General features: G+C 44.1%; 15 protein-coding genes and 1 tRNA gene. 10 read left to right on the top strand and 6 right to left on the bottom strand.

Annotated features, from left to right (window positions below; translation table 11 throughout):
- Positions 1–2: 2 nt before the first annotated feature.
- Positions 3–1019: a TQO small subunit DoxD gene (locus ED312_RS02720; RefSeq protein ID WP_123214471.1), complete on the top strand. Its 1017-nt coding sequence runs from the start codon at positions 3–5 to the stop codon at positions 1017–1019.
- A 247-nt stretch (positions 1020–1266) separates the two neighbouring features.
- Here ED312_RS02720 and ED312_RS02715 read toward each other — a convergent pair.
- Positions 1267–1338 (bottom strand) — tRNA-Gln (locus tag ED312_RS02715).
- 175 nt (positions 1339–1513) lie between these two features.
- On the opposite strand from ED312_RS02715, the gene ED312_RS02710 reads away from it, so the two are divergent.
- The 7 genes from ED312_RS02710 to ED312_RS02680 all read left to right on the top strand — a co-directional run bounded on the left by ED312_RS02710 (position 1514) and on the right by ED312_RS02680 (position 13873).
- Positions 1514–4762 (top strand): DUF2723 domain-containing protein, encoded by a 3249-nt coding sequence (locus ED312_RS02710; protein ID WP_123214470.1) that lies wholly within the window; start codon positions 1514–1516, stop codon positions 4760–4762.
- 77 nt (positions 4763–4839) lie between these two features.
- Positions 4840–8121 (top strand): glycosyltransferase family 117 protein, encoded by a 3282-nt coding sequence (locus tag ED312_RS02705; RefSeq protein WP_123214469.1) that lies wholly within the window; start codon positions 4840–4842, stop codon positions 8119–8121.
- 103 nt (positions 8122–8224) lie between these two features.
- On the top strand, positions 8225–8638 hold the full coding sequence (gene mscL, locus ED312_RS02700) for a large-conductance mechanosensitive channel protein MscL (RefSeq protein WP_123214468.1): 414 nt from the start codon (positions 8225–8227) through the stop codon (positions 8636–8638).
- Between the two features lie 453 nt (positions 8639–9091).
- Positions 9092–10084, top strand: coding sequence for an aspartate-semialdehyde dehydrogenase (locus ED312_RS02695; protein WP_123214467.1), 993 nt, complete (start codon positions 9092–9094; stop codon positions 10082–10084).
- 194 nt (positions 10085–10278) lie between these two features.
- The gene (locus tag ED312_RS02690; RefSeq protein ID WP_148044202.1) at positions 10279–10599 is read left to right on the top strand and encodes a hypothetical protein; all 321 of its coding nucleotides are present in this window, start codon (positions 10279–10281) and stop codon (positions 10597–10599) included.
- Between the two features lie 215 nt (positions 10600–10814).
- Positions 10815–13229 carry a TonB-dependent receptor gene (locus tag ED312_RS02685; protein ID WP_317125654.1) on the top strand — a complete coding sequence of 805 codons (2415 nt, stop codon included), beginning with the start codon at positions 10815–10817 and terminating at the stop codon, positions 13227–13229.
- 20 nt (positions 13230–13249) lie between these two features.
- A complete protein-coding gene (locus tag ED312_RS02680; RefSeq protein ID WP_123214465.1) occupies positions 13250–13873 on the top strand; it encodes a type 1 periplasmic binding fold superfamily protein in 624 nt (207 codons plus the stop codon).
- Between the two features lie 482 nt (positions 13874–14355).
- On the opposite strand, the gene ED312_RS23665 is transcribed toward ED312_RS02680, so the two are convergent.
- Positions 14356–15426 (bottom strand): helix-turn-helix domain-containing protein, encoded by a 1071-nt coding sequence (locus tag ED312_RS23665; RefSeq protein ID WP_170164434.1) that lies wholly within the window; start codon positions 15424–15426, stop codon positions 14356–14358.
- Between the two features lie 804 nt (positions 15427–16230).
- Between ED312_RS23665 and ED312_RS02670 the strand changes: the two genes are divergently transcribed.
- Positions 16231–18390 carry a prolyl oligopeptidase family serine peptidase gene (locus ED312_RS02670; protein ID WP_123214463.1) on the top strand — a complete coding sequence of 720 codons (2160 nt, stop codon included), beginning with the start codon at positions 16231–16233 and terminating at the stop codon, positions 18388–18390.
- Positions 18391–18443: 53 nt separating this feature from the next.
- Here the strand turns inward: ED312_RS02670 and ED312_RS02665 are convergent, their stop codons facing one another.
- Both ED312_RS02665 and ED312_RS02660 read right to left on the bottom strand, forming a co-directional pair.
- Complete coding sequence (locus tag ED312_RS02665; RefSeq protein WP_123214462.1) at positions 18444–18740, bottom strand: thioredoxin family protein; 297 nt, start codon at positions 18738–18740, stop codon at positions 18444–18446.
- Between the two features lie 43 nt (positions 18741–18783).
- Positions 18784–20013 carry a metallophosphoesterase gene (locus ED312_RS02660; RefSeq protein ID WP_123214461.1) on the bottom strand — a complete coding sequence of 410 codons (1230 nt, stop codon included), beginning with the start codon at positions 20011–20013 and terminating at the stop codon, positions 18784–18786.
- A 464-nt stretch (positions 20014–20477) separates the two neighbouring features.
- On the opposite strand from ED312_RS02660, the gene ED312_RS02655 reads away from it, so the two are divergent.
- Positions 20478–21536 (top strand): sensor histidine kinase, encoded by a 1059-nt coding sequence (locus ED312_RS02655; protein ID WP_123214460.1) that lies wholly within the window; start codon positions 20478–20480, stop codon positions 21534–21536.
- 3 nt (positions 21537–21539) lie between these two features.
- On the opposite strand, the gene ED312_RS02650 is transcribed toward ED312_RS02655, so the two are convergent.
- Both ED312_RS02650 and ED312_RS02645 read right to left on the bottom strand, forming a co-directional pair.
- Positions 21540–22271, bottom strand: a complete 732-nt coding sequence (locus ED312_RS02650) for a copper homeostasis protein CutC (RefSeq protein ID WP_123214459.1) — start codon at positions 22269–22271, stop codon at positions 21540–21542.
- Between the two features lie 124 nt (positions 22272–22395).
- Positions 22396–24072, bottom strand: coding sequence for a beta-N-acetylhexosaminidase (locus tag ED312_RS02645; protein ID WP_240642996.1), 1677 nt, complete (start codon positions 24070–24072; stop codon positions 22396–22398).
- Positions 24073–24271 lie beyond the last annotated feature (199 nt).

Raw genomic sequence — 24271 nt, 5'->3', positions numbered from 1 at the left:
AAATGAAAAATATCAGTATAAAAAACGATGCAGGATTATTAGCTCTGGCATTGCGATTCGTTGTAGGGTGGACGTATTTTTCTGCTTTTTGGAGAAGAACAATTTTAGCGGATAAACTCGATCCTGAAGCAGTGGGATATATTGGTGAAAAGTTCAATCATTTTTTGCCCCATGCTTTAGGCATTAAGCCCCTGATTCAATACCTGGTAGAAAATCCGGATATGCTATGGTTAAATATGGTGGCTTTCACCATTATTGAAGGCATTGTGGGATTGTTTGTTATTTTCGGTCTGTTCACAAGAATTATGAGTATTGGAGTGTTTGGCCTCGCTATGGGTATTCTTCTTGGGGCTGGCTGGATAGGGACCACCTGTTTAGACGAATGGCAAATTGGTGTGTTAGGTATTGCTGCCGGTTTTGTATTATTTCTAACAGGTAGTGGCCAATATTCGCTTGATAACCACTTAATGAAAAACAATTTTGCCATCACAAAGAAGAAATGGTTTGTATGGGCAGGCTCAGGCATTTTACCCATTAAGGGAAGTATGTTTCCTAAAGTAGTTCTGGTTGGTTCCCTGTTGATTCTTGGAATGACTTTGATGACGAACCAAGTGTTTCATGGTGGTTTGTGGGGACCGCTTCACAATAAATCCGTAAAACCAAAACTCGAAATAACCGAAGGCGAAATCAATAATGATATACTTTCATTTGATATCTTTAGAACAGAAGGTGTTGATGTGTACGGTTCCTGGATTATTGGTATTGAATTATCAGATGAAGAAAACAATATTATTATCCGGTACACACAAGATGACCTGGCTTCCTTAAATAAAAATAATATTTCTAATTACTATATAGCCAGGGTAAGACCGGGAAAACATAGCTTAATTGTACCACTGGGAGCAAAAGCAAAAATGAATTTGCATAGCCCTCATCTGAAATCTTTATCACACGGAAATTATACGATTAAAATCACCGATATAAGTGGTGCTTTCTGGGAGTATGAATTAAAAAAATGACAAGAGGTAACAAAAGCTGAGAATAGATAAAACAATAGCGACTCCGGTTAGTAAGGGCCGGATCGCTATTGTCTTTGCGTTAAATAGAGCCTACTTTAGAGGGATGAAAAATGTAGAGTTCTTTCTTTTTAAATTATCCAGCATTTTTGCCCAGTCCACAAGTTTTGGGAATGATCCTGAAAATGAATGAAAAAAGGATTTATTTAGGTATAAAAAAAGAGGGATCTCAAAAAGAAACCCCTCCCGGTTGGCCTACAAGGACTCGAACCTTGAACGACTGAACCAAAATCAGCTGTGTTACCAATTACACCATAGGCCAGTGCATTATTGCGGATGCAAATTTATAACAAAGTTTGATTTGCACAAATATTTTTCACCTTTTTTATCTGCCATCATATTTCCCGTCAGTAAAGGTAGCCGGAGGGCTTTAACCTTTATTTAAGAAAATACGAAGGTTTTATTCTTATTTTCACTTTCTAAACACCAAAATATCAATGCCTACAACTACTTTTAATCGTTGGAATACCCTTCTCGGATGGGTTGTATTCCTTATCGCTTTAGTTACGTACGGGCTTACGGTAGAGCCCACGGTAAGTTTCTGGGATTGCGGCGAGTATATAGCCACTTCTTCCGGACTGGAGGTAGGGCACCCTCCGGGAGCCCCTCTTTTTCAAATGCTCGGGGCCGTTTTTGCCATGTTTGCCGCCGGGCCAGAAGACATTGCCCTGGCTGTCAATTATATCTCAGTACTGTCCAGTGCTTTTACCATTTTGTTTATGTTCTGGGTCATCACTAACCTGGTGAAAAAGATCGCCATAAAGAACGGAGAAATATCCGCAGAAACCGCTATTGCCATTTTGGGTAGTGGTATCGTAGGTTCTCTGGCCTTTACGTTCTCCGACACCTTCTGGTTCAGTGCGGTGGAAGCCGAAGTTTACGCTATGGCCAGTCTTCTCATGTCCCTGTTGCTATGGCTGGGACTAAAATGGACCGACGACCTGCACTCTCCCCGGGGAAACCGATGGCTATTACTGATAGCACTTATCACCGGTATGGCATTCGGACTTCACTTCATGGGGTTTCTTGCCATTCCCTCTATTGTTCTTCTGTACTTTTTTAAAAAATACCGGGCTATTACCCTTAAAAATTTCATAACAGCCCACCTCTTTGCGGTTGTTATCCTTATTCTCGTCTATCAGTTTTCCCTCACGTACACCTTAAAACTGTTCGGGTGGGGTGAAATATTTTTTGTGAATCACACCGGACTTCCGTTTCATTCCGGCAGTGTTATTACGGCACTTGCAATAATCGCATTATTCTGTTTTGCGCTCCGCTATACCAGGCGGAAAAAATTATACGGAGCCAACACTGTAGTACTTTGCCTGTTGCTAATGTGTATAGGTTTCTCTTCCTGGCTTATGCTGCCTGTACGGGCAAATGCACATACACCCATTAACGAAAATGACCCGTCGGACGCGCGTCTCCTGCTCTCTTATTACAACCGGGAACAATACGGAGATGCCAATTCCCCGTTCTACGGCACCATGTATTCTGACATGTTTGCCGATAAAGACCCGGACCGGCCTTATAAAGATGACAAACCAAAATACGAACGGGATGAGAAAACAGGAAATTACGCAATTGTCAATAATTATAAAAATGCCCTCCAGGCTCCTAACAGCCGTCATGTAAATATCCTGCCCAGGATGTGGAGCAGGGAACACGCAGCCAATTATATGAAACTCTCCCGCCCGTTACAGTTCAGCATCAAACCCGAATATATCTCCCACAAAGAATTAAAAGATACCATAAACCGGTTTAAAGCGGACTATACTACGGGCAAGATCGACGAAGAAGGCTATGTAAATTTCCTGCAACAGCTGGCACCTTATATAGATGTGGATCCGCCTGCCTTATGGGACAATCTGAAATTCATGTTCCGATACCAGTTCGGTTATATGTACTGGCGCTATTTTATGTGGAATTTTGCCGGACGTCAGAACGACGTTCAGGGGCAAATGGACAATAATGGCAACTGGATAAGCGGCATAAAGGCCATAGATGAGAAATTGATCGGTTCCCAGGATAACCTGCCTTCGGATGCTTTGAACAACAAGGCCCGTAATACCTATTTCTTTCTTCCCCTCCTTTTGGGACTGGCGGGATTACTTTTCCAGATACGAAAGGACCCCAAACGCTTTTGGGCACTCTTTGTGTTTTTCCTCTTTACCGGCATTGCAATACAATTTTATACCAATGTACGTCCCTTTGAGCCCAGAGAACGCGACTATTCCCTGGTAGGTTCTTTCTATGTATTTGCCATATGGATAGGTATGGGAGTTTTTGCCCTGTACAGTGGCCTTCGAAAATCAGTCCGGCCGAAAGTACTGGCCCCTGCCCTGAAAATAGCCTGCCTGCTAGCCGTACCGGTAGTTATGGCCTACCAGAACTGGGATGACCATGACAGGTCCGACCGCTATATTGCCCGTGCCATGGCCAGAAATACGCTCGACTCCATTCAGAAAGACGCCGATGCCATCGTATTTACCCTTGGAGAAAATGATATTTTCGGCATGTGGTATGCCCAGGAAGTGGAAAAACACCGTACGGATGTAAGGGTAGTCTATCCCGGTTATCTTGCTACGGACTGGTATATAGACCAAATGAAACGAAAAACACATAAAAGCAGCCCTGTTCCGTCTCAACTCATACACAGCCAATATGTATACGGAACAAGAGATATACTGTATCATCAACCGCTTACGGAAGAGCGGTGGGATATCAAACGCTTTATGAACTGGATATCCAATGACCGGAATACCATGGAAAACCTCATACGCCGTCAGGGCGGTTCCCCGGAGCAATACCCGGAAGTCGTCCGGAATGCCGTTTTTTATCCCACCCATAAAATCCGGGTTCCGGTAAATAAAGAAAACGTACTGCGCACCGGGCTGGTTAAAAGCAATGATGAGCACCTTATCACGGCCTATATAGACATAGATCTGCCACAGGGAGGCATAACCAAAAGCCAGATGATGATGCTCGATATCCTTGCCAATAACGACTGGAAACGGCCCATCTATTTCACCGGGGGAAGTTTTGACCCGGCAGATTACCTGTGGCTCCCGGAATATATGCAGCTCGACGGACTGGTCTATAAACTCGTTCCCATCAAAACTCCCGTATCCAAAGAAAATCCTTTTGAAATGGGCAGGATTGACAGTGAACTTATGTATGATAAAGTTATGAAATGGGATTGGGGCAATTCTGATAAGGAAGGGATTTATCACGACTCCATTATACGCAGGAGAAGTATTTCCTATCGCGTACATATGGCACGCCTGGCAGAAACCCTGTTACGGGAAAATAAAAAGGATAAAGCCGTTGAGATCATGGATCTGGCAATGCGGAAGATGCCGCCCGACAAGTACGGGTATTACACTTTCCTGGAACCATTTATCGAAGGATATTATCAGGCAGGAGAAACCGGAAAGGCCCGGGACCTCTTTCGCAGGACCAGTGGAAAATACCGGGAAAACCTGGATTATTACCTGACCTCAGGTAACCATCCGCTTATTACGGCAGAAGACATATTGTTTGACATACAGCGTTACAGGGCACTGGTGGACATTGTAGTTAAAAATGACGGGGAAACATTCGGAAAAGAAGAGACCACAACATTTAACCGTTACCTCGACCGTATGGAAAACGATTATCTGTCAAGGCAATCGGGGAAACTGTAAGAACCTTTAAATAGATAAAAACCCGCCTTATATACCGAATAATTATTAAATTCGCCTTTTCAGAGAAAACCAGGTTTATGACGACAGACATATTTAAACGATGGGATACTATAACCGGATGGATCATATTTGCCATCGCTTTACTGACTTATGCGCTCACCGTTGAACCCACGGTAAGTTTCTGGGATTGTGGAGAATACATAGCAACTTCGGCAAGACTGGAAGTCGGGCACCCTCCCGGGGCACCGCTCTTTCAGATGCTGGGCGCGTTCTTCGCCATGTTTGCCCCCGGAACGGAATATACAGCCTTGATGGTCAATTGTATGTCTGTACTTTCCAGTGCCTTCACCATACTTTTTTTATTCTGGATCATTACTAACCTCGCCGGAAAAATGGCTTTCGGCGAAGGAGAAATATCCCGCCCGGCAGCCATCGCCATCCTGGGCAGCGGTGCCGTAGGGGCCCTGGCCTATACTTTTTCCGACAGTTTCTGGTTCAATGCGGTAGAAGCCGAGGTTTATGCCATGGCAAGCTTACTGATGTCCCTCCTGTTATGGCTGGGTATCAAGTGGGTGGACGAACTGAATTCCCCGCGTGGAGACCGATGGCTGGTCCTTATAGCATTTGTAACCGGAATGACTTTCGGTGTACAGTTTATGGGGTTTCTGGCTATCCCTACCATAGGCCTGTTATACTATTTTAAAAATTATAAAACCACTACGGTAAAGAATTTTTTGCTCGCCAATATTATAGTCGTTGCCATCCTGCTTCTGATATATAAATTTTCACTTACTTACGTCCTGAAGTTTTTCGGGTGGAGCGAGATTTTCTTTGTAAATACCATAGGGCTGCCCTTCAATTCGGGAAGTATCATTATGGGACTTATATTTATACTGATATTTTATTTTGCCCTTAATTACACACGTAAAAACAGGTTATACCTGGCCAATACCATTACCCTTTGTTTCCTGTTCATGTTTATCGGTTTTTCTTCCTGGCTGATGCTGCCCATCCGGGCAAATGCCCACACCCCGATTAACGAAAACGATCCGGCCGATGCCCGTGCACTCCTGGCTTACTACAACAGGGAGCAATACCCCGGTGTTGACAGCCCGGTTTACGGGGCTATGTATTCCGATATGTTTGCCGGACAGGACCCGGAAGACCCCTATAAAGACGATAAACCCAAATACGAACAGGACAAGAAAACAGGGAAATATGTGATTGTAAACCATTATGAAAATTCTCTGCCGAATGCCAACAGCAAACACGTGGGCCTGCTGCCCCGGATGTGGAGTTCCGAGCACGCAGCCAATTACATGAGGCTTACCAGGCCGCTGGATTTCCGGATAAAATCGGAATATCTTTCCAATTCCGACCTGAAAAATGCCATTAACCAGTTCCGGACCGATTATGCCAACGGCAGGATAGACGAAGACGGTTATGTGAACTTTCTTCAGCAGTTCGGCCAGTATATCGATGTGGATCCGCCTGCATTGTCCGACAATATAGGCTTTATGCTCCGGTATCAGTTCGGGTATATGTACTGGCGTTATTTTATGTGGAACTTTGTGGGACGCCAGGATGATATCCAGGGGAAAATGGACAATCACGGTAACTGGCTCAGCGGTATTAAATTCATAGACGAATGGCATCTCGGCCCGCAGGATAACCTGCCTTCGGATGAACTGAACAATAAAGCGAGGAATACCTATTTCTTTCTGCCGATGATCCTTGGCATTATAGGACTGATTTTTCAGATCCGGCGAAATCCGAAGCAATTCTGGACACTCTTCGTGTTTTTCATGTTTACGGGTATAGCCATTCAGTTTTACACCAACGTCAGGCCTTTCGAACCCCGGGAAAGGGATTATTCGCTGGTGGGTTCCTTCTACATCTTTGCGATATGGATAGGTATCGGCGTCTTTGCCCTGTATGAAGAATTTAAAAAATGGCTCGCCCCCAAAATACTCGCCCCCGTTGTTACCGCCGTATGCCTTCTTGCCGTTCCGGCGGTTATGGCATACCAGAACTGGGACGACCACGACCGCTCCGGCAGGTATACGGCCGAAGCCATTGCCAGGAATTACCTCAACTCTATCCAGAAAGATGCCGGCGCCATTATATTCTCTATCGGGGACAATGATACTTTCGGCCTGTGGTATATCCAGGAGATCGAAGGGCATCGCACCGATGTAAGAGTCATAAACTCCAGCCTCTTTGCTACGGACTGGTATATTGACCAGATGAAACGAAAGGCATATGAAAGCGAACCCATTCCTTCGCAACTCACCCATGCACAATACGCTTATGGGGTCAGGGATGCTATTTACTACCAGCAACTTACAGACGAACGCTGGGATATAAAAAGGTTTATGGACTGGGTAGCCAATGACGAAAATACCATAGGAAACCTCATAAAAAGACAGGGAGGAGACGTACGGCAGTATCCGGAAAACACCAAGAGTACCATCTTCTATCCGACCAATAAAATAAGGATACCCGTCAACAAGGAAAATGTACTCAAAAGCGGACTGGTAAAAGAGAAAGACAGTGCCCTTATTGTGGATTACATAGATATAGACCTCCCGAAAAACGCTATCGGCAAGAACAGGATGATGATGCTGGACATCCTTGCCAATAATGACTGGAAACGTCCTATTTACTTTACCGGAGGGAGTTTTGCAGCCGCAGAATATATCTGGATGAAAGATTACCTCCAGCTCGACGGCATGGTTTATAAACTGGTGCCTATTAAAACCCCGGGAGAACAGGGGAACTTTGAGATGGGAAGAATTGACAGTGACCTTATGTACGACATTGTTCAGAAATGGGCCTGGGGAAATTCCGGTTCTCCGGATATATATCATGATCCCGAAACCCGTAAGAACAGTATTTCGTACCGTAGTAATATGGCCCGGCTCACGGATACCCTCTTAGATGAAGGCAAGAAAGAAAAAGCCAGGGAAATTATCGATCTGGCCATGGAACAGTTTCCATTCGAATATTACGGGTACTATGTCTTTCTGGAACCTTATGTAAATGGTTATTACAAAACCGGGCAAACCGAAAAAGCAAGGGAGTTATTCCTGAAAATAGCCGGAAAATACCAGGAAAACCTGTCCTATTATCTCTCTTCCCGAACGGCCTATGTGTCGCAGGAAAATATCATTTATGATATCCAGCGTTACAGAAGCGTACTGGATGTGGTAGTTGAAAATGATGAAGAAGGTTTCGGAAAAAAACAGACGGATATTTTTAACAGCTATCTGGACCGCCTGGAACAATCCTATAACGGGCCGGCCAGTGACTCCCTGGAAATTATGGAGCCGCCTGCGGAACAACAACCTGTGGAATAAAAATCTTACATGATTTTAACATTTTTTAAAAACCAAAAAGACAATTTTGTATATTAGCATCATAGTACCTTTTAGAATTTCATAATCTATATCAAAAACAACTATGGGTTTCTTCAAAGACTTTAAATCGTTTTTATTAAAAGGAGACATCGTTAATCTCGCAACTGCAGTTATTGTGGCCGGGGCGTTCGGCAAGATCGTTTCTTCCTTCACCAATGACATATTGATGCCACCTATTGGATTATTGCTTGGGAATATGAAGTTTTCCGAGCTGAAATACGAATTAAAAGAAGCAGTAACAGATGCCTCCGGAGAAATTACCCAGGCTGCGGTCACTATTAATTATGGCAATTTTATTCAGTTCATCATTGATTTCGTTATCATAGGGTTCTGTATATTTGTATTGCTCAAAGCTTATGAAAAGAGCAAGAAAAAAGAAGAGCCCGCACCTGCAGCCCCAAAAGGCCCCACACAGGAAGAATTACTTGCAGAAATAAGAGACTTATTGAAGAAATAAACCGCTTCACTGCATATTCTAATCTAAACCCTCCCCGAAAAGGAGGGTCTTTTTTTATACCTGAACAATGGAGATAATATACGACAACTCAAAGTATCCCGGTAGCAAAAGTCAGGTTTTGCCGGCAAGATTATAAAATTCCGGATTTTGTTCTTTTGCCTTGCAACTTACGCTTCAACCCGATATAACCAGAAACTTTCAAAATCACCAAATTGTTTAGAATAAAACATTTTGTTTTAAAAATATATTTCTTTTCTACATAACTTGTTCATCTGGTTTTTATACCTACTTTTGCTAACTTAAAATTGTTAAACCATTTATTACCGGTCTGAATATATGAAATGCCCCGTAATGGCATTCCATCCAAACAGTGAAACCTGACGAAGTGGTTCATGAACACCTTTTTCATAAAACAGTAAACAGGTGAATAAAAACAAATAAAAATATTAACAGATGAAAGTTGCAGTTGTAGGCGCCACCGGAATGGTTGGCGAAGTTATGTTACAGGTGCTCGAAGAACGCCGTTTTCCCATAACAGAATTATTACCCGTAGCTTCGGAAAGGTCCGTGGGAAAAGAGATCCTTTTCCAGGGCAAACCCCACAAGGTTATCAGTCTCGCCGATGCGGTAGCTGCCAAACCGGCGATAGCATTGTTTTCGGCAGGAGGTGCCACTTCCCTCGAGTGGGCTCCTAAATTTGCCGCGGCAGGTACCATTGTTGTCGACAATTCCTCGGCATGGCGGATGGATACCGGAAAAAAACTGGTAGTCCCGGAGATTAATGCCTCGGAAATCACAGAAGAGGACAGGATTATTGCCAATCCCAATTGTTCCACCATACAAATGGTCATGGCCCTGGCCCCGTTACATAATAAATATACCGTTAAAAGGGTCGTAGTCTCTACTTACCAGTCCATTACAGGTACCGGTGTAAAAGCCGTACGTCAACTGGAAAACGAATACGAAGGAATACGGGGTGAAATGGCTTATCCTTATCCCATACACCGGAATGCCCTGCCGCACTGCGATGTATTTGAAGATAACGGCTACACCAAAGAGGAGATGAAACTCGTCAGGGAAACCCAAAAAATACTGAACGACAACACCATAGCCGTTACGGCTACCGCCATCCGGATTCCCGTAGTAGGCGGTCACAGCGAATCGGTAAACCTGCAGTTTGAAAATGATTTTGAAATAGAGGACATCCGCAGAATCCTGAGTGAAACCCCCGGGGTTACCGTACAAGACAATACCGACACCAATACCTACCCTATGCCAATCTATGCACAGGGCAAGGATGATGTCTTCGTAGGAAGGATAAGACGTGATCATTCACAACCCAACAGTCTTAACATGTGGATCGTGGCAGACAACCTCCGCAAAGGGGCAGCCACCAATACCGTTCAGATTGCGGAATATCTTGTTGCCAATAACCTGGCGAAGTAATATTCCCTTTATTTTCCTGTCACCACAAAAAGTGTACTGGGTCCTGGAATTCAGTACACTTTTGCTTTTAACGGTAAGAACAGGACCGCATATATTACATTTCCTTCCGTGCCGCGAAAGAATATACAACACCCTCCCAAGGTTTTGTTAAAAACCTGCCCCGTTCCGTTTTGTTTTTCATACTTTTGCCTGGAATGAAAGCATTTAGGGCACATATCAGTTTTTCCCTTATAACCGCAGTATTGTTTTCCATACTGTTCCAGGCTTATCATGTCATCGATCACGCTTCCGAAACTCCTCTTTTACTTAAGGAGAAACAAAATGTAATCAACCAGTCGGTATCCAAATGTCCTGTTTGTGATTTCAAATTATCGGTCTTTAATACTCCCGAAATTACAAATTTCACTCCGAAAGGACCTGTGGAATCTACCATCTACATCAACGACTATACTCCTCCTGCCCTATCTGCATCCGGCGGAGGCATAACGGCCCTCAGGGCACCTCCCTGTATATAAGCGGTTTTTTCCGGCCGGATTGTTACGATCCCGACCTTTACGGGTATGGCATCTTTTCCCGATGCTTCCCATATCCTATATTTTTTCCGAAACGGGACAGTAACTCCGCATAAAAAAGCTTCTTTCCATTACAGGAAAGACCGCATACATTCCGCAACAAGGGATTTTCCATAATTTTCCTTGTCCGATCCTAATCAAAAACCAGTTGAAGGCTTATGAAATTAATGTTTTCCTTATTCCTGTTCGTTTCCCTATTGGTAAATCCGGAAGTTGTTCTATCTCAAAACTGTACTGCTACACTACAGGGTGAGGTCGTAGATTTTCACGATGGTACTCCGCTTGTGAATGCAGTAGTGCAGATCCTCGATACCCAAAAAGCTACGGCTACGGATATCGATGGTAAATTCACCATTACCGGAATATGTCCGGGCAGCTATGAAGTGGAGATATCGCACGAATCCTGTACTACCCGTATCATGAACATTCGGATTTCCGGAAATACCAAACAGCGCATTACCCTGGAGCATCACCTTGAAGAACTCAAAGAGGTAGTGGTAGAAGGCAACAGGGATCACCCGATCACCAACTCGGGCACGGAACAGGTACTCCACCAGGAAGTGATTGAAAAATTCAGCAGCGCCTCACTTGGAGATGCATTAAAGGAAATAAGCGGTGTATCGTCCCTGAATACGGGAAGTTCCATCGTAAAACCGGTAATACAGGGGTTACACAGCAGCCGGATCATCACCATGAACAACGGGGTACGGCTACAGGACCAGGAATGGGGAATGGAACATGCTCCGAACCTCGACCTGAACGCTGCCGGCAGTCTGACTGTCGTTAAAGGTGCCGCCGCCCTGCAATATGGCGGTGATGCCATAGGAGGAGTAATCATTGCCGATCCGCAGAAAATTCCGGTAAAAGATACCTTATACGGGAAAACCCTCCTGTCAGGTGCTACAAACGGACGTGGGGGAGCGCTGATGTCATCCCTCACCAAAAGTTACAAAAGCGGATGGTACTGGTCTGCCCAGGGTACATTAAAACGCTTTGGGGATTTTAAAGCGCCGGACTATTCCCTGACCAATACGGGGTACTCACAACAAGCCTTTACTACTTCATTCGGATTAAACAAGTTCACTTACGGATTTGATTTTTACTATAGCTTTTACCGCAATGAAATAGGAATATTAAGGTCTTCCCATATCGGTAGCCAGGAGGATCTGCTCAATGCCATCAACAGCCGGCAGCCGAATGTTACGGAACCTTTTTCTTACGATATCAATGCTCCCAAACAGGAAGTTACCCATCACCTGGCCAAACTCCGTTTCTTCCGGCGATTTGAAAAACTCGGAAAATGGAACGTACAGTACGATTTTCAGCAGAACAACCGGCAGGAATACGATATCAGGAGAGGAAACCTTAAGGGAGTTCCCGCTATGGACATGGAGCTCACCACTCATACGGTGACCTCCGATTTCCAGTTCGATGCCCACAGCGACCGTAAAATAAATACGGGCATTATGCTTCGTTACCAGACCAACCTGCCCGATCCGGAAACGGGTGTACGCAGGTTAATTCCGGATTACGACCGTTATGATATCGGGGCTTTTGCCTCCGTTTCACAATACCTTACCGATGCCCTGGTCCTTGATGCCGGCCTGCGCTACGATTTCTCTCATCTCGATGCCAAGAAATTCTACCAGAAAAGTCGCTGGGAGCAACAAGGATATGATGGAGATTTCCGGGATATTATTATTGAGGACTACGGGGATCAGTGGCTGACCAATCCCGTTTTTGATTTTCACAGCGTTTCGGCTACGGCAGGCCTCAAATACGAGTCAGGTTTTAATGAGATACATTTTAATTATGCCATGGCCAACCGCGCCCCGAACCCGGCAGAACTGTTCAGTGACGGGCTTCACCATTCCGCTGCGGCCATCGAACTGGGAGATTTGAGAATAGATCAGGAAACATCGCACAAGTTCTCTCTTTCATTTTCCAGGGATACGCAAAAATTACATTTAACCCTGGTGCCTTATGCCAATTTTATAAACGACTTCATACTCCTCGAACCTACAGGAGGCGAACTGACTATCCGCGGGGCATTTCCCGTATGGCAATACAAACAGGTTAACGCCCGGTTTTTAGGTGTGGATTTCGATGCCACCTATCACATTGCCGACAACTGGGTTTTTACCCATAAATTCGCATACGTACATGCCAGGGATGTCACCAGGGACAGGCCTCTTATCGATATTCCGCCGGCGAATACCTCCAACCGGATAACATTTACGAAACCGGAATGGAGAAACCTGCAATTAACACTGAGAAGCGATTATTTCTTCAAACAGAACGAATTCCCGGACAACAACTTTGATCTCCGGGTCGTGGAAAACGGGGAATATGTTAACCGGGAAGTAGATATCAGTACCCCTCCCGGTGCCTATCATCTTTTGGGGCTGGACGCATCTGCCGGTTTCCCGTTCCTTAAAAAATCGGAACTGACGGTAGGGTTGTCGGTCAACAATATATTTAACACCAATTACAGGGATTACCTGAACAGGCTCCGGTTTTTCTCGGACGACCTGGGCAGAAATTTCCAGTTGCAGATAAAGATTAATTATTAATTCAATAAACCATTTGTACTATGAAAACAATCAAATTGCTTGCCTTTTTATGTACAGGAGCCTTGTTTTTCACCTCCTGTTCCAGCGACGATGATAATCCGGATCCTGTTAACGAGGAAGAACTGATTACCAAAGTCACCATAACCCTGCAAGCCGAAAATGCGGAAACCGTGACGATGGAATATTCGGACGAAAGCGGATTAGGCCATGATCACGACCATGACCATGAAGGCGAAGGAGCGGAAGACGACCACGACCATGACGGACTTGAAGGTGTTGTTTCCGGACCTCTGAAACCAAATACCTCCTATACAGGGTCTATAGCCCTGTGGAACGAATCTGTTTCCCCTGCCGAAAATATAACCGATGAGATAAAAGAAGAAGCTGACGAGCACCAGTTCTTCTACCAGGCTATAGGCGGACTGGAGATCGATACCGACTATCTGGACAAAGAGTCCGATTATCTCTCTACCGATTCGAGTAACCCGGTGGGACTTCAATTTAACTTAACCACAGGTGCCGCAGGACATGGCGACCTGAGAGTCGTACTTCGCCATCAGCCCAAAAAACCTAATACCGGACTTGATGATGCGGGAGGAGAAACGGATATGGATATCAGCTTCCATGTACATATAGAGGAATAAAATTCCTGAAAAAAGGGTAAAAAAGCAAAAGAGGCGGTGTATGTACATCGCCTCTTTTACTTAACAAGATCAACCTAAAACAAAACCCAAAAAGGGGGCGCCGACGCAAACTATAAAGCCGGAACGCCACTCCTTTAAGGCCCCCTAAAACCCAATAATCCTTCTATTACATTTACAATTATCCAAAAAATTAATAATAGCATGTTCTTTTGATTTATCGAAAATACCATCTCCCATCTTATCCTCACCCTATCATTTTCGAACAACGGAGTAAAAGTAAACTTCCTGTGGTGCCCGTACAACAACTTGTAGTCTGCATTTATAAATCAAGGGTTCGTTTTAGACGAAAAACACTACATCACAAACTAATTAAAAAACTGATTATCAATACAATAAAAACGAACGGAATGTTAAAATACAGGGGTCGGCGCCGAAGACTTCTTATCAGGTAAAAAAGCTGCTTTTACAGAATAAAACACCAGTTAAAAGGCACTGTTTTTCAGATCGGCCGTTAACTTTTTTATGAAATAGGAAGGATAGATTCCCGTCTGACGATAAAAAGCCCGGGTAAAAGATTGTGAAGTATTGTACCCGGCCTCTTCGGCCAGGGCCTGTATGCTATAAGCCCGCAGGCGTTCCTCCGTTCTTAAGCGATGTACGATGTGATCTATCCGTAAGCCGTGAAGATATTGACTGAAATTTACTCCCCTGCTGGTATTGATGACGCGGGAAAGATAAGTGGTATTTGTCCCCAGGTCTTGGGCCAGATCATACAGGGTGATTTCCGGACTGGTAAAACGCTTCTTCTGTTCAAAAGCGGAGAGTCCTTTTATTATTTCTGCAAAAATAGCTTCCGGTACCCCCGGATCTGCACTCTCCCCTTTGACTGTCAAAGGTGTTTCATTCAATACATTACCTGATAACAATTCGTTGTATCGTAAACGATATCTACGCTGGCGCAAATAGTAATAAATCAACCCGGTACCCAGCAGGAACATCCCGGAAAGCAATATCCCCTTATAAAGCCTGTTGCGACGATGACGTTGCTCCATATCGCGGATCAATGCTTCTTTCTGCCTCAGAAGGTTCGGGGTATCATACCTGCGGGAAATCTCCCCGTCCAGGGACCGGACTTCCAGTAATTCCTTATCCAGATCCAGCATTTTATCAATAAAGACAAGCTGGCTGTCAAGTTTTTGTTCCTTTTTATATTGTTCGGCAAGGTACTCATAAGCCAGTCTTAATTCGGGAAATTTATAATTTATACTTCCCGCAATAGAATCGGATTTTAACAACATGGACCGGGCTTCCTTGTCGCTCCCCAGTGCCCGAAAAGATTGCCCTTTGTAGTAATGAGCCATGGCTATCCTGTGTAAATCAGTAAGATGAGGAAGGGCCTTATCCAAACTGTCTAATGCAGCCATATAATTCTTCGAATAATATTCCATAGAGCCACTACTGGATAACAACCTGTAATATTGTACCGTATCAGCGTATTTCAAACTTTCTCTTATTCCTCTCCCGAAATATTTTCTTGAAGAGTCAAGTTCCATTAATTGTAGATGGTTTATAGCTATATTATATATTACAATCCTTATATTTTCTAAATATACATCCCCATATTTTGGGTCGTTCAAATATGCCTCTTTATATTTTGGATTATATTCAAAAGCATTTAAGTATTCTTTTGACATAGCTAAAGCCCCTCTATGATCCCCTCCTCTGCTTTTTAATGCAGCAATCATTAACCGTACGTGATTTCTCTGTATAAGGTTATCTCGTTCTCTCGCATATTCGGAAGCGGTAATATAATGAGATAATGCATTTTTATAATCATCCTTTCTATAGGCCCATGCCCCTTTTAACAGATATCCAACAGCAGGATAAGATTTATCATGGGAATTTCTAGTCAAAGTTATAATTGTATCCGCATATAATGATCCGATTGTATCAGCGAAATCAGCAGCATAATAATAATACCCCTTCGCCATCTGCACAGAATCTTTTTCCGCTCTCCCTTTTGCTATATAAGCATCCGCAATTACCTTTGCTTTTAATGTATCTTTAGGCAGCAGTTTGTAAAACAGCGTATTGAGTTCATCATAACTTTTACCGGATAAAGTGTCTCCGGACTGTTGACTTTCCTGAGCCGTCCCTAAAGAAAAGCCGCATAACAGGATGATAAAAAGAGTATAAGGTAGGAAGTTCACTGCTGAATTTTATACAAAACTAATTATTTCCGGTTCTTTTACACGGTTTTAACACTCCACCCCCTAAAAGAAAGAGACGAAATCTTCTTTCTACCTGTATTTTGCATTATTTTTGGGTACACAAAAACATACACTAACCACAACAAAATGAGAAAAATAGTAATACTTGCTATCGCAGCACCGCTTCTGTGGTGTTCCTGTGAAGAAAAAGAAACAAACGAAATGAGCCTGACTTATCCCGAAACCAAAAAAACAGATATCTCCGATGTATATTTCAATACTGAAATAAAAGATCCTTATCGCTGGCTTGAAGATGACAGGTCTGCAGAAACTGCCGAATGGGTGAAAGCCGAGAACAAGGTCACCCGGGATTTTCTGAAACAGATACCCTTCCGCGAACAGATCAAAGAGCGCCTGGAAAAGCTTTGGGATTACGAAAAAATATCCGCCCCGATGCAGGAAGGGAGCTATACTTACTATTATAAAAATGACGGTTTACAGGACCAGTCGGTGTTATACCGGAAAAATGAAGAGGGTGAGGAAGAAGTATTCCTGGACCCGAACACCTTTTCCAAAGACGGCACGATATCTCTGGGCGAAATGGATTTTTCCAAAGACGGCAGCCTTTTTGCCTATTCTATCTCCGAGGGAGGAAGTGACTGGAGAAAAGTCATAGTCATGGATGCGGTTTCGAAAGAAATCATGGGTGATACCCTTACCAACATAAAATTCAGCGGAATCTCATGGAAAGATAACGAAGGCTTCTACTATTCCAGTTATGACAAGCCCGAGGGCAGCGAGCTTTCTGCCAAAACCGATCAACACAAGCTGTATTACCACAAGCTGGGAACCCCGCAACGCGAAGACACTGTTATTTTCGGCAATACCCCGGAGCAGAAAAACCGGTATGTAGGAGGGTATGTAACGGAGGACCAGCGTTACCTGGTCATATCCGCGGCAAATTCCACTTCGGGCAACAAGCTGTACATCATGGACCTTCAATCTCCAAAATCGGAACTCAAAATCATTACCGACAACGAGGACAATGACTCTTCGGTCCTTGACAACAAGGGCTCTCTGCTTTATATTGTTACCAATTTCGAGGCCCCGAACCAGAAAGTGATAACCGTCGATGCTTCCGATCCATCCCCGGAGAACTGGAAAGACCTTATTCCGGAAACGGAAAATGTCCTTCAGATCTCCAAAGGAGGAGGATTCTTCTTTACCAAATATATGGTCGATGCCATCTCCAAAGTATATCAATACGATTACGAAGGAAATAAAATAAGGGAAATAGAACTTCCCGGAATTGGTACCGTTAACGGGTTCGGAGGTAAGGAAGACCAGGAAGAACTGTATTATTCGTTTACCAATTACAATGTACCGGGCAGCATTTATGCGTATGATGTAAACAGCGGGATATCTTCACCGTACTGGATGCCCGACATCGATTTCAACCCGGAAGATTATATTTCCGAACAGGTATTCTACAATTCCAAAGACGGTACACGTATCCCCATGATCATTACGTACAAGAAAGGGATAGAATTCAACGGAAAAAACCCTACTATACTATATGGCTATGGCGGGTTTAACGTCAGTCTGCAGCCATCTTTCAGCACTCCCAATGCCATTTGGCTGGAGCAGGGTGGTATTTATGCTGTTCCCAATATCCGCGGAGGCGGGGAATACGGGAAAAAATGGCATGATGCCGGCACCAAAATGCATAAACAAAACGTATTTGACGACTTTATAGCCGCTGCGGAATACCTGATAAAAAACCAGTACACTTCGCCGGACTATCTTGCCGTAAGGGGAGGTTCCAATGGCGGATTACTGGTCGGAGCCATAATGACACAGCGTCCGGACCTTATGAAAGTAGCGCTTCCCGCCGTTGGTGTCCTGGATATGCTCCGCTATCATACATTTACTGCAGGAGCAGGTTGGGCCTACGATTACGGTACTTCCGAAGACAGTGAAGAAATGTTCAGGTACCTGCTCGGTTATTCCCCCCTGCACAATATTAAAGACACCGTGCATTATCCGGCTACACTGATTACCACGGCAGACCATGACGATCGTGTCGTACCGGCACACAGTTTTAAGTTTGCCGCTACTTTGCAGGAAAAACAGGCGGGAGATAACCCTGTTCTCATACGCATAGAGACCGATGCGGGTCACGGAGCGGGAACGCCCATCAGTAAGACGATAGAACAAACCGCGGATATCTTCGGATTTACATTATACGAAATGGGATATAAAGAATTACCTAATCCCGAAACAGAAAAAGAAGAAGTTTCTGAATAACAGAAAAACAAATCCTCTCCGGTTGCCGGACATAACCGGAGAGGAAACATATTTTATGTATGTTCCTGCAGTAGCCCGATAAGGGTATTGGCATCGAGTTCTCCGCTTTGGCGCCAGACCATTTCCCCTCCCTTATAAATCATCAGAGTAGGCAATCCCTTAACCCTGAGAGCATTGGCCAGCTCCTGATTTTTATCTACGTCAATTTTAATCACTTTTGCCTTATCGCCCATAGCTGCGGCCACATCCCGGAGTACGGGGTGCATTGCTGTCGATGCCTCGTTCCAGTCAGTATAGAAATCCAACAGGACCGGGACACTGATATCTATTAATTCACCGAATTTTGACATTTTAGCACGGAATTAGTAATACAAATGTAATATTTTCTATGAATTATGCGGTTTTTCCGGCTTTTTTTAGTTCTATTACGGTAATTTCAGGCCAGATTCCCAATCTTCCGGGATATCCTAAAAAGCCCAGCCCCCGGTTCACGTTAATGTACTGGCCCATTTCCTGGTAAATACCTGCCCAGTACTTATAACGCCATTTGATAGGACTCCATTTTATCCATCCGGGAATTTCCACACCAAACTGCATTCCGTGCGTATGTCCGCTGAGGGTAAGGTGATAATGATACGGGTGACCTATTACCTGCTGCTCCCAGTGCGATGGATCGTGGCTCATGAGTATTTTAAAATCTTCCTGGCCTATATGTCGTACTGCCTTATCCAGATCTCCCGCCTTCTTGAAGCCTCCTGCCCCCCAGTTTTCCACACCTATAAGAGCTATCTTGTCTTCTCCTTTCTGCAGGTACCTGCTTTCGTTGAGTAAAAGGTCAAAACCCAGCTGTTTCTGCAATGCTTTCAGTTGCTCCAGATTGGCTGTTTTCTCTTCCTCACTGTTCCAATAGGCATAATCCCCGTAATCGTGGTTTCCCAGTACGGCATACATACCATCTTTAGCCTTCAAGCGGGAAAAAGTTTCCATCCATGGAAGCAGTTCGTCGGATTTGTTGTTAACAATATCTCCCGTAAAGAGAAGCACGTCCCCTTCCTGCCGGTTTATCAGGTCTACCGCATATGCCACCATTTCCTTATCGTCGAAACTACCGCTGTGAATATCGGATATCTGCGTGATCCTGTAACCATCAAAAGCATCGGGCAGGTCCTCAAATTCCAGGATGTGTGTCAAGACCCTAAAATCATATTTTCCTTTGTATATTCCATACAGAAGACCGGCAAAAGGTATGGAAGCCACGCCCAGAGCAACAGCGCTTAAAAATTTTCTCCTTGAAGGAATAACGGTATCGGATGTTGAACTACTCCACTTGCGAAATCCTCCGATAACCAATCTCGCCAGGTCTTCTCCGAACAGAAAAATAACTACTACGAGTTGAAACACCATAAAGATCATCAGGTAAGCAAGAGCATAGCTTCGCGCTCCGCTGATCCCCCTGTCCCCGCCGGTCAGGGCAAAATAATATATAAAAGTCCCCAGTACTACCAGTGCCAGAACAGCATACACAAACAGGAGATACGGGTTTTTAGTAAATACCCGGACCGCCTGAAAGGCATAAAATCCCAGCAGGGTGTACAAAAAGACAAAAAGAATCCAGTTCCACATGTGTAACCTGTTAGTTTTGAGAGTACAAAATTAATACATTAAAGTTCCTGTGGTTGTTATGGTTATGTTAAAGAAAAGCAGAGGCATGGCTGCATCTCCCTTTAAAAGTTTGGCGTATCCCTATCCTATATCTATGTCCGTCCTTCCAAATAACCTCCGCTATTATTGATCTTTGCCGGAAAAATCCCCGAAAAATTCACTCCGGTCTCCGCGGTTGCCATACAAGGCAGATGCTGACATTCCCTTAAATACCATCATGCTCCCTGTGCCATCGGAGACCTGGACAGACACCCTCCCAACCTACTGCCAAAAAGCAGCGCTTTTAAAAACAACTCACCACATTAACATTCTAGCGTTTCTTTTTTTAACTTAAACCCCGGAACGACAGGATTCATTAAATACTGTACCACATATTTGTATTTCTTAATCCGGAACCATACGATAAATCCAAAGCTGATCAGGACATGAAAAATACACCGGGCCCTATTGCATATAATTATACCATCCCCTTAAAGTATCATCTTCTCTTCTGGATAGTATATTACTTGTTCAATACCATACGCTGGGGCGGCTATTTCGACGACTACCTCTATTCGGCAAAATCCAACCTGGTCAGTTTTTTTGTAAGCATTCTTTTTTGTTACTGGCATATCTATTTCCTGATCCCGAAATACATTGTCCGGAAAAAGATCATCCCTTACATTTCCTGGATGGTCCTTTCTTCTGTTTTCTTTTACTTTCTGAAGACAGGAATGATCTATCTCTTTATTGACAAGACCATATGGCCGGAAGCGCCGGAAGGACAGACAGCACCGGGCTTCAATCATTTTATCACCGTTGTCCTTGGAGAACTATACGTGGTGGCATTTGTATCCGCCATTAAACTGACAATAGACTGGATTTCCGTAAAAAATCAACGGGACGAGTTGCAAAAGCTACAGCTACAAACGGAGATCAAATACCTCCGGGCACAGATACAACCTCATTTTTTCTTTAATACGCTGAACAGTTTGTATGCACTTACCCTGACAAAATCGGACAACGCTCCCAGGGTAGTGGTAAAACTTTCCGAGATCATGCAGTACGTCCTTTATGATGTGCAGGAACCGGATATACACCTTACCAGGGAAATCCGGTATATCAACAGTTATGTCAACCTTGAAGAACTCCGCCGCGGAAATGTTGAACTCTCTCTTAGTATTATCGGCGACATAGAGGATATAAAAACACCGCCCTTATTGTTCCTTCCTTTTATAGAAAACTGTTTTAAGCACGGGGGCAGCGTAGATGAGGAGATGCATATAGATATTACTTTTAAATCGCTTCCCGGCGACAACAGCCTGCATTTTCTGATCAAAAACACAATAAACCCTGAGGATGACTCCATAAAACCCAAAGGGGGGATAGGCATACAAAATGTAAAACGAAGACTTTTTCTGTTATACCAGAATAATTTTATACTGCAAACGGGGATAAAAAGACAGTGTTTCATAGCCTACCTTAAAATCCCCGTATCCGCATAACAATTAATTATTTTTCAGTTTCCGTATAATTGCTTCTATTTTATCCTTATCCGAATAGGCTACCGCGGTTTCATCCCGGAATTTAGGGCTATTCATAGAGAATTCCGGGATACGGGATAAGACCTGTTTAAAGGCCGTTGCGGAAAAATGAACTTCCCGGAACCCGTTCTCCGAAAAACCCGTGATATTATCCGCATTTATACCTCCCCCGGGCATGATTGCCGGGCGTCCCTTACAGTGCTCCTGTAACTTTACCAGCATGTCCATTCCTTCGGAAGCGGTGCTTTTTTGCCCGGAAGTCAATATTCTTTTGACTCCCAGTCGGTATAGCCGGTCTGCTGTTTTCAGGGGATCGTTAGTCCAGTCGAATGCACGGTGAAATGTAAAGAGAAGAGGACCGGAAATATCCACAAGTTCCCCGGTACGTTCCGCGTCCAGATCATTGTCCCGGGTCAGGACCCCGGATACAATCCCGGCACAGCCGGTTTCCCGGCAAAACGCTATATCTCTTCTCATAACATCGAATTCCGCATCGTCATAACAGAAATCCCCGCTCCTCGGACGGATAAGTACATAGACCGGAATGTCGAGTTCTTCCGTTACTTTCTTTATAAGTCCGTAAGACGGGGTAATTCCTCCGACTGCGAGTTCCGTACAGAGTTCAATACGGTCCGCCCCGGCCAGTTGGGCATTACGGGCAGACAGAAACGAATTGGCACAAATTTCTATGACCATGTGTTGTTTTATTTTTCGCGAATAATCTGTTATAATCAAACGAACGCGGGCACCCTCAATAGGAAAGTGCCCTCTGTTGATCTGTCGTTCTGTTGATAAAATTTTTTATAAGAGAACCGCAGCTTTATTTCTTTTCGGCGGTCAGTTCATTTCCCGCCTCCTCGTTTTTATCTCCGTGCTTCACTCCCATGGCATCCAGTCTCTTTATAACCGGTTCGAGGCGATAAAGAAAATTATCGTAATCTTTATTTTCTTTTGCGCTCCACGCCACTTCGCCCATGGCAATAGCACGCGGGTACTCCATATATTCCACTTTTTCGGGAGAGTCTATATATTCCGTCCATAAATTCACCTGGCTTCCAAGTACATATTTTGCTTCCTCGGCAGTCAGTTCTTCAGGTATGGGCTCAAAGCTGTAAACCTTTTCCAGGGGCAGATACCCTCCTATAGCCAGCGGGTCCCTGTTTTCCTTATCTTCTTTATATTGATAATAATCCAGGTAACAGTAAGCCGTAGGGGTCATGATCACGTCATGATGTTGTTTTGCTGCTTCTACCGCCCCTTCGATACCTCTCCACGACATTACCGTAGCATTCGGTGCCAGGCCTCCTTCGAGTATTTCGTCCCAGCCTATGATTTCCCTGCCTTTGCTGTTCAGGTATTTTTCGATCCGCTGAATAAAATAGCTTTGCAGTTCGTGTTCGTCGGCAAGTCCTTCGCTTCGTATAAGCGCCTGGCAAACCTCGCATTGTTCCCATTTTTCTTTAGGTGCCTCATCGCCTCCGATATGGATATATTTTCCGGGAAAAAGTTCCATAACCTCATCCAGGACCCCTTCCAGAAAAGTAAATGTTTCCTCCTTGGTACAATAAATATTGCTATGTATTCCCCAAAGGCCCTGTACCTGATAGGGCCCGCCGGTACAACCGAGCTCCGGGTAAGCAGCCAGTGCTGCCTCGGAATGGCCGGGCATTTCTATTTCGGGAATAACGGTAATAAAGCGCTCCTGCGCATATTTAACTACTTCCTTTACTTCCTCCTGCGTATAAAACCCTCCGTAACGGATGGTATCCCATTTTCTCGGTTTATCCTGGTAGTGTCCTATAACGGTACTGTCACGGTAAGCCCCGACTTCTGTCAGCTTAGGATATTTTTTTATCTCTATGCGCCATCCCTGATCTTCCGTAAGGTGCCAGTGAAACGTGTTGAATTTGAACATCGCCATCAGGTCTATATATTTCTTGACAAACTCCACCGGGAAAAAATGCCGTCCCACATCCAGCATCTGACCGCGGTAAGCAAAACGGGGCTCATCATATATTTCTACGGTAGGAATACCGATCTCCTTTTCTCCGTCCTCCCTGTAATTTCCGCTTTCCAAAGCTACGGGCATAAGCTGGCGCAGGCTTTGAATGGCATAAAAAGCCCCTTTGGGGGTAGCTGCGGAAATAACGATCTTCTTTGGGGTTACACTGAGTTTATACCCTTCTTCATTGGTAATGCTAGCATCTTTCAGGAATACTACAGCATTACGGGAGTCTTTGTCGGTTTTCTCCATCCGGATTTCCGAACGGTTATTTATATAGTCGGAGAAAAAGGTGGCCACCTGTGAAAAAGATTCCGGATACAAAATTTTTGTATCTTCATCCAGAACAAAAACTTCATTCTGGAATTCCATCTCCAACGGCTGTGGGATTACACCTACTTTTTCGACATTTTTCTTCTCCTTCCCACAAGCGGAATAGAGAAGAACCAATGTCATTAGTATGCAAAACCGGGTCGTTTGTCTAATAATACGCATAAAGGTTATTGTTTTTGAATTAACATGCTTTAAATCAAATATATAAAAATACATTTAAAAACTGCTAAAAATATTTTCCGTATGGTGTTATCGATACCATTTTTCAATTTCTTTCACAGAAATCCCTGATGAGGGAATACATAACACAGCCGGGGATCGGATATGATTTCCCGGCTGTGTATATACTAGAAATTGAAAT

It is taken from the genome of Sinomicrobium pectinilyticum, assembly GCF_003725735.1.
Classification (GTDB): Bacteria; Bacteroidota; Bacteroidia; order Flavobacteriales; family Flavobacteriaceae; genus Sinomicrobium; species Sinomicrobium pectinilyticum.
The sequence above is the reverse complement of the archived record's forward strand: the minus strand, read 5'-3'. Positions and strand labels throughout refer to the sequence as shown.